Raw genomic sequence first — 15,389 nt, 5'->3', positions numbered from 1 at the left:
CGAGCATGTTAATAGCAGCCAAGAACATCGTCGAGCGCCGCCTTAGCTTCTGCGTAGTCCGGGTCGAGGAGTAAAGCCGCGCGGAAACACTCGGCTGCGTCCGCAAATCGATCTCTTGATCGCAAAACACTACCGAGATTCCAGTAAGCTTCGGAGATATCGCCTTCGTCACAGGTTAGTGCCGTGCGGTGGGCTTCTTCTGCTTCGTGCAGCCGGCCTTGCTTAGCCAGAACAGCACCTAGATAGATGGGATAGCCGGCATTGTTCGGCGCTGCGTCGATCGCTTTGCGATACCAAGATGCCGCTTGCTCGTAGTCGCCGGCTGCTCGGAACAAATGGCCCAACCCCGCCAGGGCAAGCCGCTTTCCATCGTCCGACATATGCTCCAGAGCCTTGGCGTAGGCTTGCTCAGCTTCTTCATAGCGAGCGAGATCCGACAGCGCCTCGGCAACGAGCATCCAGGCGGCGGCAAACTCTGGATTGTCTCTTACAAATGCTCGGCCTGCTCGGACCGTCTGCGCTGGCATATCCCGAGCGGCGAGATCAACCAATGCATCCCAGCGTTCACGAAGACCTGACATTCGAGACTCTACCCTTTCACCACCGCCAGCAAGAAGCTCGGCTTCAACGCCTCAAAGCTCAGCCGTTCGAGCTGATCCGCGCCGCGGGCGATGTTGACCATCCAGACGCCGATGTTTGGTTCGCAGCCGGCGGCGCGGGACGCGGCGGTAAGCGACTCACGGGCTTGGGCGATGTGGTCGATGCTGATCAGGTTCACCACCAAGCGGCCGCCGGGACGCAGCCGGGCGAACGCCTCTTCGGCGAGACGCGTCACCTCGCGGCCGGCGCCGGCGACGAACACGCAGTCGGGGTCGGGGAGCTTGGCGAACGCCTCGGGGGCTTTGCCTAGCACCGGGATCACGTTCGCCACGTCGAAGCGGTCGCAGTTCTCTTGGATCAGGCCGTGGTCCTCGGCGTCCATCTCGATGGCGTAGACGGCGCCGTCGCGGGCCAGCTGCGCGGCCTCGACGCTCACCGACCCCGAGCCGGCGCCGACGTCCCAAACGATGCTCGCCGCGGCGATATCCATCTGCGCGAGCGCCAGTGCGCGCACCTCGGACGGCGTCAGCAGTCCCTGCTTCGGCTTGGCTTGCAGGAACGCGTCGTCGGGGTTGCCGAAGAGGCGACGGCCCACCGCGTCGCGTGGCCGGTCGGGCGCGTCGGCGCGGCGGATGAGGATCATCACGTTGAGCGATCGATAGTCGCCCGCCGCGATGTCGTCCAGCTCGGCGCGCGTCACCCGCTCGTCGCGTGCGCCGAGGTTCTCGCAAACGTATGCGGTGAAGTAATCGATCTTCCGCTCAAGCAGCGCCTTTGCCACGTGGGCGGGGCCGACGGTGGGGTTGGTGAACAGGCCGACCTTCTGTGCGGTGCGAATCTTCTCGACGACCGTCGCCAGCGGGTGGATCGCCAGGTCGGTGAGGTAGGCCTCGTCCCAACTCTCCATGACGCGAGCAAACGCCAGCTGCATGCTGCTGACGTGCGGCAGCACCTCGAAGCGGTCCTTGCCAAACCGTTCGATGAGGAACCGCGCCAGGCCGTAGAACATCGGATCGCCGAACACGACGAGCGCCGCCGGCTTGTCGCCGACCGCCTCGACCTGCGCTGCGACCTGATCGACGTCGCCCGAGAGGACGACGCGTTGGCCTTTGACCGACTCGCCGAGCAGCGACAGGGCGCGCTCGTCGCCGAGCAGGACCTGGGCGGCGGCGATACGGTCACGGACCGCGGCCGACGCGGCGTTGAGGCCGTCGTCGCCGATACCGATGATGGAGAGCATGGCGGCAGGGATCGGGGGTCAGGAGTCAGGGATCAGGGTTGTTTGGTAGCCTTTTCCCTTGCCCCCTAACGTATTCGGTTGGCGCGCCTTGCTCTAGAGTCTGCTCTGATGACGTCGGCATAGCGTAGGGTGGGTTGGAACCCACCGCTAACCGGTACCCGCTTCCCGGTGGGTCACGACCCACCCTACAACCTGCTCGCGCCGAAGGCGCATCTGTGGGAGGGGTCTCCAGACCCCGATTACGGTGTCTTGGCCTATTTCGGCATGGTGCGCGTAATCGGGGTCTGGAGACCCCTCCCACATCAATCCGCCTCCCACATAGGGCGTCGCAATTCAGAGCGAATACTCTCTGCTTACGCCTCGATGTAGCACTTCAACGAGTGGTGATCGAGAACCACCGGCGCCGACGTGTCGAGCTGCGGGCCGACCGTCTCGGCGAATGCGTCGTTCGGGCTCTCGGCGGCCGTGTCGATCGCCAAGCGCCAGTTGAGACCGAGCACCGTCTTCGGCACACGGAACTCCTGGGGCTGGCCGCCCGAGTGCATGAAGACCAGCACATGGCGGGCCTGCTCGTTCTTCAGGCCGGTCGGGCTGAGCACACACGACAGGCTGTGGAACGTCTGGTGCCAGTCGATCGGCGCGCCGCCGACGCCGTACCACGCCACGTCCGGCAGATCGCCGGGCTTGTGCGGGGCGCCGGTAAGGAAGTCGGCCCGACGCAGCACCGGTTGGTGCAGCCGCAGCGCAATCAGCTGCTGGGTAAACCGCAGCATGTCGGCGTTGCGGTCCACCAGCCGCCAGTCGAACCAACTGATCGCGTTGTCTTGGCAGTAGGCGTTGTTGTTGCCGCGCTGCGTGCGGAGCACCTCGTCGCCGGAGACGATCATCGGCACGCCTTGGCTGAGCATCAGCGTGGCGATGAAGTTCTTCGCCTGCCTGCGGCGGAGCTTGCGGATCGGTAGACGCCGTGTCGGGCCTTCGACGCCGTAGTTGGCGGCGTAGTTGTTGTTGTCGCCGTCGCGGTTGTCCTCGCCGTTGGCAAGATTGTGCTTCCGCTCGTACGAGACGAGGTCGTTGAGCGTGTAGCCGTCGTGCGAGGTAACGAAGTTGATGCTGTGGTACGGCTGGCGGCCCGACGCCTGATAGAGGTCGCTCGAACCGGCCAAACGCGTCGCCATCGGCCCCGTCATGCCCAGGTCGCCACGCCAATAGCGGCGGACGTTATCGCGGTACGCGCCGTTCCACTCGGCCCAGCGGGAGCTAGCAAACGAACCGACCTGGTACGCTCCGGCCGCGTCCCACGCCTCGGCGATGATCTTCGTGTCCGAGAGCATCGGGTCCTCGGCGATGTACTCCACCAGCGGCGGGTTCGGCACGATGTCGCCGTTGCGGTTGCGGCTGAGGATGCTCGCCAAGTCAAAGCGGAAGCCGTCGACGTGGTAGTTGTAGACCCAGTGGCGGAGACAATTGAAAATCATCTCGCGCACGATCGGGTGGTTGCTGTTCACCGTGTTGCCGCACCCGGAGTAGTTCTTGTACGAACCGTCCGCGGTGAGCATGTAGTAAACGCTGTTCTCCAAGCCCTTGAAGCTGAAGGTCGGGCCGTGGTCGTTCCCTTCGGACGTGTGGTTGAACACCACGTCGAGGATCACCTCGATGCCCGCGGCGTGGAGCTCGCGCACCATCTGCTTGAACTCGCGCACCTGCCCGCCGGGCTCGGAGCCGTGTTGGTAGCCGCGGTGCGGGGCGAAGAACGCCATGGGGTCGTAGCCCCAGTAGTTCTTGCGGTGGCCCTTGCTGCCGTCGGATTCCTCGGTCGGATACTCGTGGACCGGCATCAGCTCGACCGCCGTTACTCCGAGCGACTTGAGGTAGGGGATCTTGTCGATCACGCCGAGGTACGTCCCCGAACGGTCGGAAGCCGATGTCGGGCTCTGCGTGAACCCGCGGACGTGCATCTCGTAGATCACTGACTCAGCGAGCGGCCGACGCAGGTGGCGGTCGCCGCCCCAGTCGAAGTGGTCGTCGATCACGACGCACTTCGGCGGCCGGACGATGCCGTCATGCGATGGGAGGAACTTCCCCGCCAGCGCCTTCGCGAACGGATCGATCAGCCGGGCGTGCGGGTCGAAGCGGTGCCCGCGCTCGGGCTGGAACGGGCCGTCGGCCTGAAAATGGTAGAGCTGCCCCGACTTGAGCCCGGGGACAAAGACGCTCCAGAGGTCGCCCCAGCGGTCGGTGTCGGGGTTCAGCTCGATGAGCCGCGATGGGTCCGGGTCGCCGACCTCCTTGTACAACAGCACGCGCATCGCCGTGGCGCTGCGGCTATAGACGACGAATTGAACGCCGTCCTCGCGCAGAATCGCCCCGTACGGAAGCGGGTAGCTGAATTGCATCGGGGGGAGAGTCTTGTGCGGCTTGGCCATCACGAGGCCCGATTGCCGGGCGAGGTAGGAGGTGGCGCCGTTTGCGATCATTCAGTCTCTTGGGGTCGTTCAAAGGACCGGTGCTCCGCCCTCCCTGGCCCAGAACGCCCCCCAGCAAGCGTACAGCTTGCGCGAACGGGGGACGTAACGCTAGCATCGGCGTCTGGGACGACCCGCCCCAAGCCTACCACGACCGGCCCGCGCCCCTTCGCTCGCCGTCACGACCCGCAGCGGATTGCCGCTAGGAAGCCAAGGGGATAGGGGGATGTTGGCGATAAGGGGGGGATCGCAAGCGGCCGACAATGCCGGACAATCTGGCGACCAGCACCGCCGCTGTGAGCCGTTTCTGAAAAATTCGTTGCGACCCCTAAGCCTATCATCTGCGATCCCCCCTATCGCCAACATCTCCCTCATCTCCTTCCCAACCAAAAGCAGCACCTCAAAGAGATGGCCCTCTCCTACAAGGACGCCGGCGTCGATCTGGACGTCTACGAAGAGTCGATGTCGCGGCTGCCGCGGCTGATGCGGCGGACGCACACGCCGCGCGTGATGCCGCTGGAAGGGGGCTTCGCGGGGCTGTTCCGGCTCGACTTCGCCGGCAAGCTGTTCGCCCGGCAGTACCGCGACCCGGTGCTGGTCTCGTGCACGGACGGCGTCGGCACGAAGCTCAAGGTCGCCCAGATGGTCGGCCGCCACGACACGGTCGGCATCGACCTCGTGGCGATGTGCGTCAACGACGCCCTCTGCTGCGGCGCCGAGCCGCTGTTCTTCCTCGACTACGTCGCGATGGGCAAAGACGACCCCGAGCGGCTCGAGCAGATCGTCAGCGGCATCTCGGACGGCTGCGTCGAGAGCGACTCGGCTCTGATCGGCGGTGAGACCGCGATCATGCCCGACATCTACGGCGTCGAAGACTACGACCTCGCCGGCTTCTCGGTCGGCGTGGTCGAGCGTGAACGGCTCATCGACGGCTCGAAGATCACGCCCGGCGACGTGGTGATCGGCGTCGCCTCGAGCGGCCTGCACTCCAACGGCTATAGCTTGGTGCGCAAAATCGTCTTCGACGCCGCCAAGCTCTCCGCGTCCGACACGGTCGCCGAGTGCGACGGCGCCACGGTCGCCGACCTGCTGCTAACGCCGACGCGCATCTACACGGTCCCGATCCGCCGTGTCCTCGGGCACTACCGTAAGAAACAAGTCATCCACGGCATCGCCCACATCACCGGCGGCGGCTTGCGCGAGAACCTCGAACGCATCCTCCCCGCGGGAACGCAGCTCGTCATCGACAAGGACAGCTGGCCCGTCCCGCCCGTGTTCACCTGGCTACAAAAGCTCGGCGACGTGGCCGACGACGAAATGGCCCGCGTCTTCAACTGCGGCGTCGGCCTGGCGCTGGTGGTGAGCGAGCATTTCGCAGAAAGCATCGCGGCGCAGCTCAGCGACCTCGGGCTTGAGAATTGGCCGATAGGTTGCATTCAGTAAGGTTCGCGCAGAGACGCGGAGTTGGAAAGGAAGGTTTGGTTATAGGACTCACGCAAAGGCGCGAAGGCGCTAAGAAAAGAAACAGAGAGTAAAGATAAGGTAGAGAACAACGCCTGTAGCTGGGCGCCGCTAAACTGCGAAACCTTTGCGTCTTTGCGCCTTTGCGTGAGTCTTCCCAAGCAGCCCTCTGCGTCTCGGCGCGACACCTGATGGACGACGACCTGGAGTTGACCGCCTATCACGAAGCCGGCCACGCTTTCGTTGCGGCGTACGCCGGTGGAAAGGTGCAGCGCGTCACGATTGAGCCCGATTGGGATGATGGGCCGCAGCGGTATGGCGATACGCAGGTCGCTTGGTCGCGGCGGCGGTTCACGCCGCGGGAGTTGGCGGAGAAGTTGGTGCTCGTGGCGCTCGCCGGTCCGGTCGCGGAGATGATCTACCGCGGCGAGCCATTGCACCCGGCGCTGGTGGCCGAGTGGCGACACGACTGGGGGCAGGCGTGGGATGAAGCCGCAGAAGTCGTCCCCGACGAGATGCGCCGCACACAATGGCTCGAAGCCCGTGTGGTGGGTTTACACGGCCTCTTGTCCGACGACACGCACTGGGACGCCCTCGCCGGCGTCGCCGATCACCTGCTCGCGCACGAAACGCTCGACGAAGCGATGTTTGCAGAGGTGATTGCGACGTGGTTGGGTTAGTGATTCAGACGCCGAAGATGTCACCGACGCGGACACTCATATCCGAAAACGCCAATGGCGTCACTGTTTCGTTGATTCCGAACGTACGGATGCTTTGGTAGCCGGACGGTGACGGTTCGCGGTGAACGATGAGACTCTTGGCGGGGATGTTCGCAATCCAATACTCGGGAATGCCGGCTTGCGAATAGGCCGCCGCCTTCCTTGTCTGGTCTTGCTTCAACGATGACTTGGCAACTTCAACGATGAGGTCGATTTCGTCAGCATGCGGATAACGCAGTTGCTGCTCTGCCTCGCCCTGACGCACTAGGACGAAGTCGGGGTCGAACACATTAACAGAGTTGATGGGAATCGTACCCTGCACGAACAGGAAGTGCGTATCCCATACCGACCGGAACAGCCGGTTTAGGAACACAACTTCCCAAGTGTGCTCTTCTCCCGCTGGCGCCATCGGCGTGATTACTCCGTCGATGAGTTCGACCTTGTCTTCCGTGGTTAGAATCCCCGCTCGGATCATCTCGATGTACTGATCCGCCGTGAACCGCTTCACGGGGAAGGTCGGCACGATCGGTTCGAGCGGCGTTGATAGGGCGGAGTCCATTTCGGCCATCTTACACGCCTCGTGGGGGCCAAAGCCAATACTTCGGGATCTCTTCGCTCGATCGGCGAGCCCACGACTCGCGCCGTGGGAGTGCGCTCGATCACGCTTCACTCCCACGATTCGCGTCGTGGGCTCTCCACCATTCATACTGAAAAGCGTCAGCGCATCGTTGCCGTGGTGGCTTCACCGATCTCGATCTCGGGCATCACCGTCGCCGCGCCGTTGGCCTCGACGGCGCCCGCTTCGGCGAGGGCTTCGAGCAACTCGTCTTCGCTGATCAGGTCGCGGAGCACGATCGGTTCGGGCTTGCCGGGGGCGTAGATCGCCAGGAGCGGGATGCTGCGGCTGCCGAGCGACTCGATCGCCGCTTTGATCTCGTCGTTCTTATCGGTCCAGTCCGCCAGCAGCGGCGTCACGCCGTTGGCTTCGACCACTTCTTTGACACGGTCGGTGTTGATGGCCCGCTTAAGGTTGAGCTTGCACGTTAGACACCAGTCGGCGGTGAAGTCGACCAGTACCGGCTTGCCACGCGTCTGCGCTGAGGCGAGCGCCGTCTCGGTGTAGGGCTTCCACGGCAAACCATGCTCGCTGGGACCGAGCAGGCCAAACGCCAGCCAGCCGATGACCGCCGCCGAACCAACGCCGCCCACCCACGCCGTCATCCGTTTGCCCGTTGTCGCCGTTATTGGCGTGACGCCGATCCACCAGCACGCAAAGCCGATCGCCACCAGCATCGTCAGCACCGGCAGGTAGTAGTCCGTCGCCACGGTCGAGATGAGGTAAACGACCGTCGCCATCAGCACAAAGCCCATTAATTGTTTGAAGGTCTCCATCCACGCGCCGGGCTTCGGCAGAGTCTTCACGAGGCTCGGGAATACACCGATGAGCAGGTACGGCGAAGCCATCCCAAAGCCGATCGCGCCGAAGATCAGAAAGGTCACCCAAGCGGGCTGAGTCAGCGTGAAGCCGATCGCCGATCCGAGGAACGGCCCGCTACAGGGCGTCGCCAGGATCGTTGTAAAGACACCTTTGTAGAACGCGCCGGCGTAGCCCTCTTTCTGCTGCAGTTGATTGGCGCCACGCCCCCCGGCGAACCCCGGCAGGGGGATCTCCCACACGCCGAGGAAGCTCAGCCCCATGACGAACACCAGGGCGATCATCGCCACCTTGAACTCGGTGATCGTGTAGAGCTCGCCCCACCCGTAGCCGGCGAACGCCGCCAGCGCCGCCAGCAGCATGAACACGCTCAAGAGACCGGCCGTGTAGGCGAGGTTCATCGCCAGGACTTTGCCGCGCTGATGGCCCGCTTGTTCGGCGAACGACAGCACCTTCAATCCGATCACCGGCAGCACGCACGGCATCAGGTTGAGGATCAAGCCGCCGAGGAACGCGGCGCCGAGGATCGGCACGAGGCCGCTCAGTGTCACGGGCGCTGGGGGCGCCGGTTCCGCAGTTCCGGTAAGGGGTGAATCCCCCGGCGTGAGCGGCTGCGTTGGTTGCGGGCCTTCGGCCGAGGCATAGGGGATCTCGCCCGGCTCGACGAGTTCCGCCGTGAACGCAGCGTCCTCGACGTTGTGGCAGGCCACCTCGGTGCACGCCTGCATGTCGGCCGAGCCGGTGACCGAGAGCGTCGCCGGATCGACGCCCGCGGGCAGTTCGATCGGCGCCCGCCAAGTGACCTGGCCAAAGTGCTCCTCGATTGGCAGGTCGATCCAGACCTCCGTGTCGATGTGCGTCTTCGGCGCGGGGTCGGGGACCCAGTCGCCGGCGAGCTCGGCGCCGCTCGACTCATCGAGAGTGAGGGTCGTCCGCTGCGGGCCGCCATCGGGTTGAGTGATCGAGTAGATGTGGTAGCCGCTCTTGATGTTGGCGGTCACCTCGACCATCGCGGGCTTGCCGTCGGCCGCGGGGGCGAACCGCGCCGACAGCTTCACGAGGTTGCTGGTGTCTTCCGCGTCGCCCAGCGGCCCGTCGCCGAGCAGCCCGCCGAAGCCACCGGCGTCCGGGTTGAACTTGAACTGCGCCGCCGCCGGGCCCGCTGTGAGCGTGAGAGCTGCGAGGAGGAACAACACGGGACGGGCGAAACGCATCAACCAGATCTCCAAAACCGTCGGCGAGCCGGCGACGTGAGTCGTCGGAGCCATGCTATCGAGAAAAACAGGGGGGGTACCCGCTTCCCACCGACGACTCACGTCGCCGGCTCGCCTTTTTCTTCTGCCACCCACCATTCTAGCGGGCGGCGGAATATTCCCGGCAATGCCTTCGCAACGCAATGCCGCTAGCGAGGGTTCATTATGGGCTGCAACGCGACGCCGCGGGGGTGTCGCAGCTCACGCTGATCGCTCGCCTACGCTAGCAGCCTGGCGGCGATCGCCCGAAGCCGCTGGCGGACCAGCTCCGCGTCGAAGGATTCCGCCTGCTTTTCCCCCAGCCACCGCAGCCAATTCGCCGCCGAGAGCACCGCCCCGGCGAGGTCGAGGGCCGCCACGGCCGCCCGATCCATCGGCCGTTCGGCGGCGGTTTCGTAGAAGCCGACGACCTCGTCGCGGCGAGCCGCATCCCCCAGCGATAGCTCCCCCGCCAGACGAGCCACGTCTGCTAGCACCGTGTCCCGGCGCATCGCGCCGAAGTCGATCAGCCCCGTGAGCTTGCCCTCGGACATCAAGAAGTGCTCGGGCCGGGCGTCCCCGTGGATGGGCTGGAGGTCCCATTCCCGGAGGGCGAAAGGCGCCAACTGCTTTGCCGCGCGGTTGGCGTCGGCGGTGAGTCGAACGGCCAACTCCCCCAGTTCGGGCCACGCCGTCAGCGTGCTGAGGTCAAAAAGCGGCGGCGTGGATTGCAGCGTCAGGACTCGTGACAGCCGTTCTTCGAGCGTTCGTCCGCTGGTCGGCTGGGCCTCGGTCACCATGAGGCTCTGGTGGGCCCTAGCGAGCCCGCTCACGGCTTCTCGAACCGCGGTCGACTCGTAGGCCGATTCGGAGAGCGGCTCGCCAGGGAGCCACGCAGTGGCCTCCCAGAGGCATTCGTGAGCGTCGTGAAAAGGGGGGCCGATCGGCGCGGCGATGAATGCTAATCCGGAACTCTTCGCGAAACGCAGCGTACTAGATATCCAGGCGAGACGCGCTAGATCGGCGCCTTTGCCCCAGCAGCGGAATGCAAAGCCCTGCTTGCCATCCGTCACGCGCCAAACCGACGCCCCGCTCAAGCCTCCCGACGCCGGCGTCCATTCCCAGGACCTCCCGGCAGCGATCCCCCCGATTGATTCGCGCCCCAACAATCGGTCTTCGATCGAACGACGGATCGCCTCGGTTGGGAGCATTGCGCCGTAGAGGTCCTCGTAAGCCGCAAGATAGTGGCTAATCTGATTAAGCAAACCGGGCAGAATAAGCTATAATTAAGGGCTATCGCTCGGAGTCTCGGTTCCAATTATTCCGTCATCACCGATCTTAACGCCCGCGGCCTTCGCCGTGGAACTTCGGTCGGCCCTCAGCCTTTCCCACGTCGGAACGCTACCTATGTCGTTTTGCCGTTCGACCAGCCGCTTTGGCCGCTCCTTGATTTCAACCGGGCTTGTCGCGACCGGAACCGCTCTCGCTCTGGCGTTGTGCGCTACTCCGTCGCTGGCCGAAGAGGCCAAGGGCGAGGAAGACACCAACAAGGCCAAGGCCGCAGACACGGTCTCCGCCGAGCCCTCCTCGTCGGGCGACGCCAAGAAGTCCGAGTCGAGCGACTCCTCCAAGCCGAAGTACCCGCCCGCGTCGAAGGTCCTCTCCGACACGAAGAAGATCGACGGCGTGCTGACGCTGCATCGCTCGGACAGCAAACTCTTCGCCGAGCTGAAGCCCGCGGACCTGGACAAGGACTTCATCGTCCTGATCACGATCGCCAAGGGCATCGGCCAGTCGCCGCTCTTAGGCGGCTACAGCTGGAACTTCGACGACAACTGGGTGTGGCAGTTCCGCAAGCAGGGGGACAACATCCAGGTCGTCCGCCGCAACGTCCGCTTCAAGGCCGACGCCGGCTCGCCGACCGCCGAGGCCGTCAAGCTCGCCTACACCGATAGCATCCTGTTCAGCCTGCCGATCGCTGCGAAGGGGTCGAGCGGGTCGTACATCGTCGATCTGTCGGGCGTCTTCTTCACCGACCTGCCGCAGATCAGCCAAGTGCTCCCGGGCTTCTCGTTCAGCTCGCAGCGGAGCAGCTGGTCGGAGGTGCGTGGCTACGACAAGAACGTCGAGATCCAGGTCGCCGCGACCTACTCCTCGAGCGGCTACATGTCGCTCGACACGGTCCCCGACTCGCGCGCCGCGACCATCAACATCCACTACTCGATCAGCAAGCTCCCCTCGACCGACTACAAGCCACGCGAAGCGGACGACCGGATCGGCTACTTCCTCGCGGCGGTGAAGGACTTCTCCAAGGAAGACCCCGACGACCGTTTCGTGCGTTACATCACGCGCTGGAACCTGCAGAAGGTTGATCCCTCGGCCGACATCTCGACGCCGAAGAAGCCGATCAAATTCTGGCTCGAGAAGACGATCCCCTACGCCTACCGCAAGCCGATCCGCGACGGCATCGAGGAATGGAACAAGGCCTTCGAGAAGGCCGGCTTCTACAACGCCATCGAGGTCGAGCAGCAGCAGACCAGCGCCGACTGGGACCCGGGCGACATCAACTACAACACGTTCCGCTGGATCACCAGCGGCGCGGGCTTCGCGATGGGCCCGTCACGCGTCAATCCGCTGACGGGCGAGATCCTCGACGCCGACATCATCCTCGACGCCGACTTCCTCCAGTTCTGGAAGCAAGAGTACGAGTACTTCACGCCGCAGGGCATCGAACTGCTCACCGGCGGCCCGATCCAGATGGAGACCTACTACGCCCAGCAAGAGGCGCTGCCCGCGCGGATGCGGTCGCACGCCCACGACGGGCGTTGCAGCTGCAACCTGCTCGCCGGCGCTTCGCGTCAGCTCGCTTTCGCCGCGACCGTCGCCGCCACGCGCAAGCGTAGCAAGGACGACCTCGAGAAGCTTATCAACCAGGGCCTCAAAGAGGTCACGATGCATGAGGTCGGTCACACGCTTGGCCTGAGGCACAACTTCAAGGCGAGCACGCTCCACTCTCTCGAAGACGCCCGCGACACCGAGAAGACCCGCAAGGAAGGCCTCGTGGCGTCGGTGATGGACTACGTCCCGACGTTCATCGTCCCCGAGAAGTACACGCAGGGCGACTACTACACGACCACCATCGGCCCCTACGACTACTGGGCCATCGAGTACGGCTACAAGCCGCTGAAGGACGAGAAGAAGGAGCTGGCAGCTATCGCCTCTCGCAGCGGCGAGCGTGGCCTCGCGTTCAGCACCGACGAGGATACCCGCGGCATCGACCCCGACCCGCACAGCCGGCGTTTCGACTTCGGCGACGACCTGGTGGCCCACGCCGAGATGCAGTCCGAGCTCGTGGCCGAGGCCATGCCGCGCATCATCGACGACATGGTCGAAGACGGCAAGGGCTATCAGAAGGCCCGCCAGGCGTTCGGCGTGTTGCTCGGCACCCAGATGAGCTCGGTCTTCAATGCGGCCCGCTACGTGGGCGGCGTCTACGTCAGCCGTTCGCACAAGGGCGACAAGGACGCCCCCGAGCCGTTCTCGCTCGTCGAGGCCGAGCGGCAGCGCGAGGCGCTCGACCTCGTGGCCGAGAAGATGTTCAGCGACGAGCCGTTCGACATCCCGCCGTCGATCTACAACAAGCTGATCCCGTCGCGCTGGTCGCACTGGGGCGCCGCCAACGCGTCGCGGATCGATTACCCGATCCACGCCACGATCCGCCTGATGCAGGACCGCACGCTCGACCAGCTGATGGGCCCGCTGACGCTCACCCGCCTGCACGACAACGAGTTGAAAGTCGACGGCGAGGTCGAGATGCTCACGGTCGATGACGTGCTCTCGACGCTCAGTGACTCGATCTTCGCCGAGCTGAAGGACCTGAAGGAAGACACGGAGTACACCAATCGCAAGCCGCTGATCAGCAGCCTCCGCCGCAATTTGCAGCGGACCTACCTCGAACGGCTGGCGAAGCTGGCGCTCGACCGCACCTCGGCGCCGGACGACTGCCAGACCCTCGCCTACGCCGAGCTGTCGGACCTCAAGGAGGAGATCGACACGCTGCTGGAGGACGACCCGGAGCTCGACCGCTACAGCGAGGCGCACCTCCGCGAGGCGTCGGACCGTATCCGCAAGACGCTCGAGACCGACCGCGTCTTCGACACGGGCGGCGGGTCGGCGTTCATGAGCCTGTTGCTGCTGGGCAAAGAGCCCAGTCAGCAGGAGGCCGCCGCGGCCGCCCTCCGCTCGGGGGCGCCGCTGTCCGAGGCCGAGGCCGCCGGGTACGCTGCTCCGTAGCGGGGAAGGCGGTTCCCCGATCGGTTGTTGCGGCAAGTCCAGGCATGAAACTCATACTCGCGGTGATCCAGCCGACGAAGCTGGAAGCGGTCCACGAAGCGCTCCAAGCGATCGGCGTCACACGCATGACGGTCGCCGACGCGATGGGCTTCGCCCGCCAACGCGGCCACGCCGAAACGTACCGCGGCCACGAGTACGAGACGCACCTCCTCCGCAAGGTCGAGGTGCAAATCGCCGTCAACGACGACTTCGTCGAGCCGACAATCCGCTGCCTGGAAGAGCACGCCCGCACCAGCAAGGATGGCCACATCGGCGACGGCAAGGTGATGGTGCTGCCACTCGATAACGCCTACCAGATCAGCGATGGGCTGACGGGGCCAGGGGCGGTTTGAGCATGACAGCGTTACTCGTCACCACCGACCTCATGGCGACCTCCACCGCCCACGGCGCCGCGTCGCAAGCGGGCGTGGAGCTCAAGACGGTCTCGCCGAACGCCGCGTTAGAAGCCGCCGGCGAAGCCACGCGCTTCGTCGCTCTCGACCTAACGGCCAAGGTCGCCGACCTCGCCGCCTGGGCCGCGTCGATCCGCACAGCGGCGCCGAACGCGACGCTACTGGCCTACGGCCCCCACGTCCACGAGGCCCGCCTCGAAGCAGCGCGTGAAAGCGGCTTCGACCTCGTCGTCAGCCGCGGCCAGTTCCACCAGAAGATGGCGGACCTCCTGCGGACCTACGCTGCGCCTTCTGGCCCCTCATCAGCCAACTAGCCGATCTCGTCGAGCGGCTGACCGTCGACTTGTCGTCGCATGACGAGATAGGTGGCGACGCCTGCGCAGTAGAAATAAGCGGGAAAGAAGCCTAACAGCACGCAATGCAAGGCTAACGGGGCGCCATCGGTAAACGCGTTCGTCATTTCAATGCTAGTCGTCAGTAGCCAGTGGATGACGATGCTGGAAACAACCAGTCCAATCCAGCCGAGGAAAACGCAGGTGGCGAGCGATCCTGGTTTTTGAAAGACGTAAGCGACTGTTCGACTGAGAGCGTCAAAGGGGTCGGCGTCGTCAACGACAACCGATGCGACCAATAGCGGCGCCCCGTACACGACAACGCCGAGCAGCATTGCGAGAGGCAGCCCTCCGACAACGCCACCAATGCTCGCCATACCGTTCGCCAACGTCGATGAGAAGACGGCATGCACCAGCAAGCCGCAAACTCCAAGAAAAACCGCGCAGCAGGCGGCTGGGATTGCCAACAGTGCGATGGCGCCGAGCACTCGAGGCCCATACCGAAGAGCGCGACGCAACGACGTTAGGAAGCCGATTCTTGGGCTATTGCTTAGCCTTTGGGCCGCATGCTGAGCGATGACGACGCCAAGCATCATCCACGCCAGGCGTCGGAACGTAGGCCAGACAACTCGGCGATACCAAGAAATCTCGGCGACGCCGTCCGAAATTTGAGTAGCGTTGGTGGCCCATACATCGGCGTTGTAGCGGACCAAGTCGGCGGGGTTAAGAAGCCGATCCAAATTGAGCGGCTGAGTTTCCCAATCGAGCACCGCATACCCGATCACGCCCACTAGCAACGGCCACCCGATCGTCGCGCCAACTGCCCGTAGCACCAACAACCACGGCGCTACTGCCAGCCAGTCCACCTCGCGGATCACGTCGCGTTGGGGCGTGGGCGGTACTTCGTTGTTCGTCATGGTGCGGCCGGGTGATATCGCAGAGGGACGGCGCCCCCATGAGGCGACCCAGTGGCGATCAGTTCGCCTCGTACTTGTCCGGGTCGTCGTCCGCCGGGAAAGAATACCCTTCTTCGAGCCACCGCCCCAGGTCGATCAGCTTGCAGCGCTCGCTACAGAACGGCATCGCCGGCGAATCGGCGGGATCGAACTCGGCGTTACAGAGGGGGCAGCGCATGGTAGGGTCCGCTGTGCGGACCGCTC

13 protein-coding genes are annotated in these 15,389 nt (G+C 64.5%); 5 read left to right on the top strand and 8 right to left on the bottom strand.

Features of this window, described 5'->3' with window-relative positions; translation table 11 throughout:
• Nucleotides 1–8: 8 nt before the first annotated feature.
• The 3 genes from Spa11_RS04160 to glgX form a co-directional block, all read right to left on the bottom strand.
• Nucleotides 9–581, bottom strand: coding sequence for a tetratricopeptide repeat protein (locus tag Spa11_RS04160; protein ID WP_145108332.1), 573 nt, complete (start codon nucleotides 579–581; stop codon nucleotides 9–11).
• An 8-nt stretch (nucleotides 582–589) separates the two neighbouring features.
• Nucleotides 590–1,840, bottom strand: a complete 1,251-nt coding sequence (gene cbiE, locus Spa11_RS04155; RefSeq protein WP_145108329.1) for a precorrin-6y C5,15-methyltransferase (decarboxylating) subunit CbiE — start codon at nucleotides 1,838–1,840, stop codon at nucleotides 590–592.
• A gap of 353 nt (nucleotides 1,841–2,193) precedes the next feature.
• Nucleotides 2,194–4,266, bottom strand: a complete 2,073-nt coding sequence (glgX, locus tag Spa11_RS04150; RefSeq protein ID WP_391503323.1) for a glycogen debranching protein GlgX — start codon at nucleotides 4,264–4,266, stop codon at nucleotides 2,194–2,196.
• Nucleotides 4,267–4,713: 447 nt separating this feature from the next.
• On the opposite strand from glgX, the gene purM reads away from it, so the two are divergent.
• Nucleotides 4,714–5,748 carry a phosphoribosylformylglycinamidine cyclo-ligase gene (gene purM / locus Spa11_RS04145; protein ID WP_145108323.1) on the top strand — a complete coding sequence of 345 codons (1,035 nt, stop codon included), beginning with the start codon at nucleotides 4,714–4,716 and terminating at the stop codon, nucleotides 5,746–5,748.
• Between the two features lie 209 nt (nucleotides 5,749–5,957).
• Nucleotides 5,958–6,446, top strand: coding sequence for an ATP-dependent metallopeptidase FtsH/Yme1/Tma family protein (locus Spa11_RS04140; protein WP_145108320.1), 489 nt, complete (start codon nucleotides 5,958–5,960; stop codon nucleotides 6,444–6,446).
• A 4-nt stretch (nucleotides 6,447–6,450) separates the two neighbouring features.
• Here Spa11_RS04140 and Spa11_RS04135 read toward each other — a convergent pair whose 3' ends face one another.
• The 3 genes from Spa11_RS04135 to Spa11_RS04125 form a co-directional block, all read right to left on the bottom strand.
• Nucleotides 6,451–7,053, bottom strand: coding sequence for a Uma2 family endonuclease (locus tag Spa11_RS04135; RefSeq protein WP_197529727.1), 603 nt, complete (start codon nucleotides 7,051–7,053; stop codon nucleotides 6,451–6,453).
• 149 nt (nucleotides 7,054–7,202) lie between these two features.
• Entirely contained in the window at nucleotides 7,203–9,188 is a 1,986-nt protein-coding gene (locus Spa11_RS04130) for a protein-disulfide reductase DsbD family protein (protein ID WP_197529726.1), read from the bottom strand.
• Nucleotides 9,189–9,391: 203 nt separating this feature from the next.
• Entirely contained in the window at nucleotides 9,392–10,417 is a 1,026-nt protein-coding gene (locus Spa11_RS04125; protein WP_145108311.1) for an aminoglycoside phosphotransferase family protein, read from the bottom strand.
• Between the two features lie 142 nt (nucleotides 10,418–10,559).
• Here Spa11_RS04125 and Spa11_RS04120 point away from each other — a divergent pair, with 142 nt between their 5' ends.
• The 3 genes from Spa11_RS04120 to Spa11_RS04110 are packed head-to-tail and all read left to right on the top strand — an operon-like array spanning nucleotide 10,560 to nucleotide 14,211.
• A complete protein-coding gene (locus Spa11_RS04120; RefSeq protein ID WP_145108308.1) occupies nucleotides 10,560–13,445 on the top strand; it encodes a zinc-dependent metalloprotease in 2,886 nt (961 codons plus the stop codon).
• A 44-nt stretch (nucleotides 13,446–13,489) separates the two neighbouring features.
• A complete protein-coding gene (locus Spa11_RS04115; protein WP_145108305.1) occupies nucleotides 13,490–13,837 on the top strand; it encodes a P-II family nitrogen regulator in 348 nt (115 codons plus the stop codon).
• 2 nt (nucleotides 13,838–13,839) lie between these two features.
• Nucleotides 13,840–14,211 carry a hypothetical protein gene (locus Spa11_RS04110; protein WP_145108302.1) on the top strand — a complete coding sequence of 124 codons (372 nt, stop codon included), beginning with the start codon at nucleotides 13,840–13,842 and terminating at the stop codon, nucleotides 14,209–14,211.
• Here the strand turns inward: Spa11_RS04110 and Spa11_RS04105 are convergent.
• Together Spa11_RS04105 and Spa11_RS04100 are read right to left on the bottom strand one after the other, a co-directional pair.
• Nucleotides 14,208–15,146 (bottom strand): hypothetical protein, encoded by a 939-nt coding sequence (locus Spa11_RS04105; protein WP_145108299.1) that lies wholly within the window; start codon nucleotides 15,144–15,146, stop codon nucleotides 14,208–14,210. The two genes, Spa11_RS04110 and Spa11_RS04105, sit on opposite strands and share 4 nt — an antisense overlap.
• 58 nt (nucleotides 15,147–15,204) lie before the next feature.
• Nucleotides 15,205–15,363, bottom strand: a complete 159-nt coding sequence (locus Spa11_RS04100) for a DNA gyrase inhibitor YacG (RefSeq protein WP_145108296.1) — start codon at nucleotides 15,361–15,363, stop codon at nucleotides 15,205–15,207.
• Between the last annotated feature and the right edge of the window lie 26 nt (nucleotides 15,364–15,389).

It is taken from the genome of Botrimarina mediterranea, assembly GCF_007753265.1.
GTDB classification, from domain to species: Bacteria; Planctomycetota; Planctomycetia; order Pirellulales; family Lacipirellulaceae; genus Botrimarina; species Botrimarina mediterranea.
Note: the sequence above shows the minus strand (reverse complement) of the source record. Positions and strands in the feature narration are given on the sequence as shown.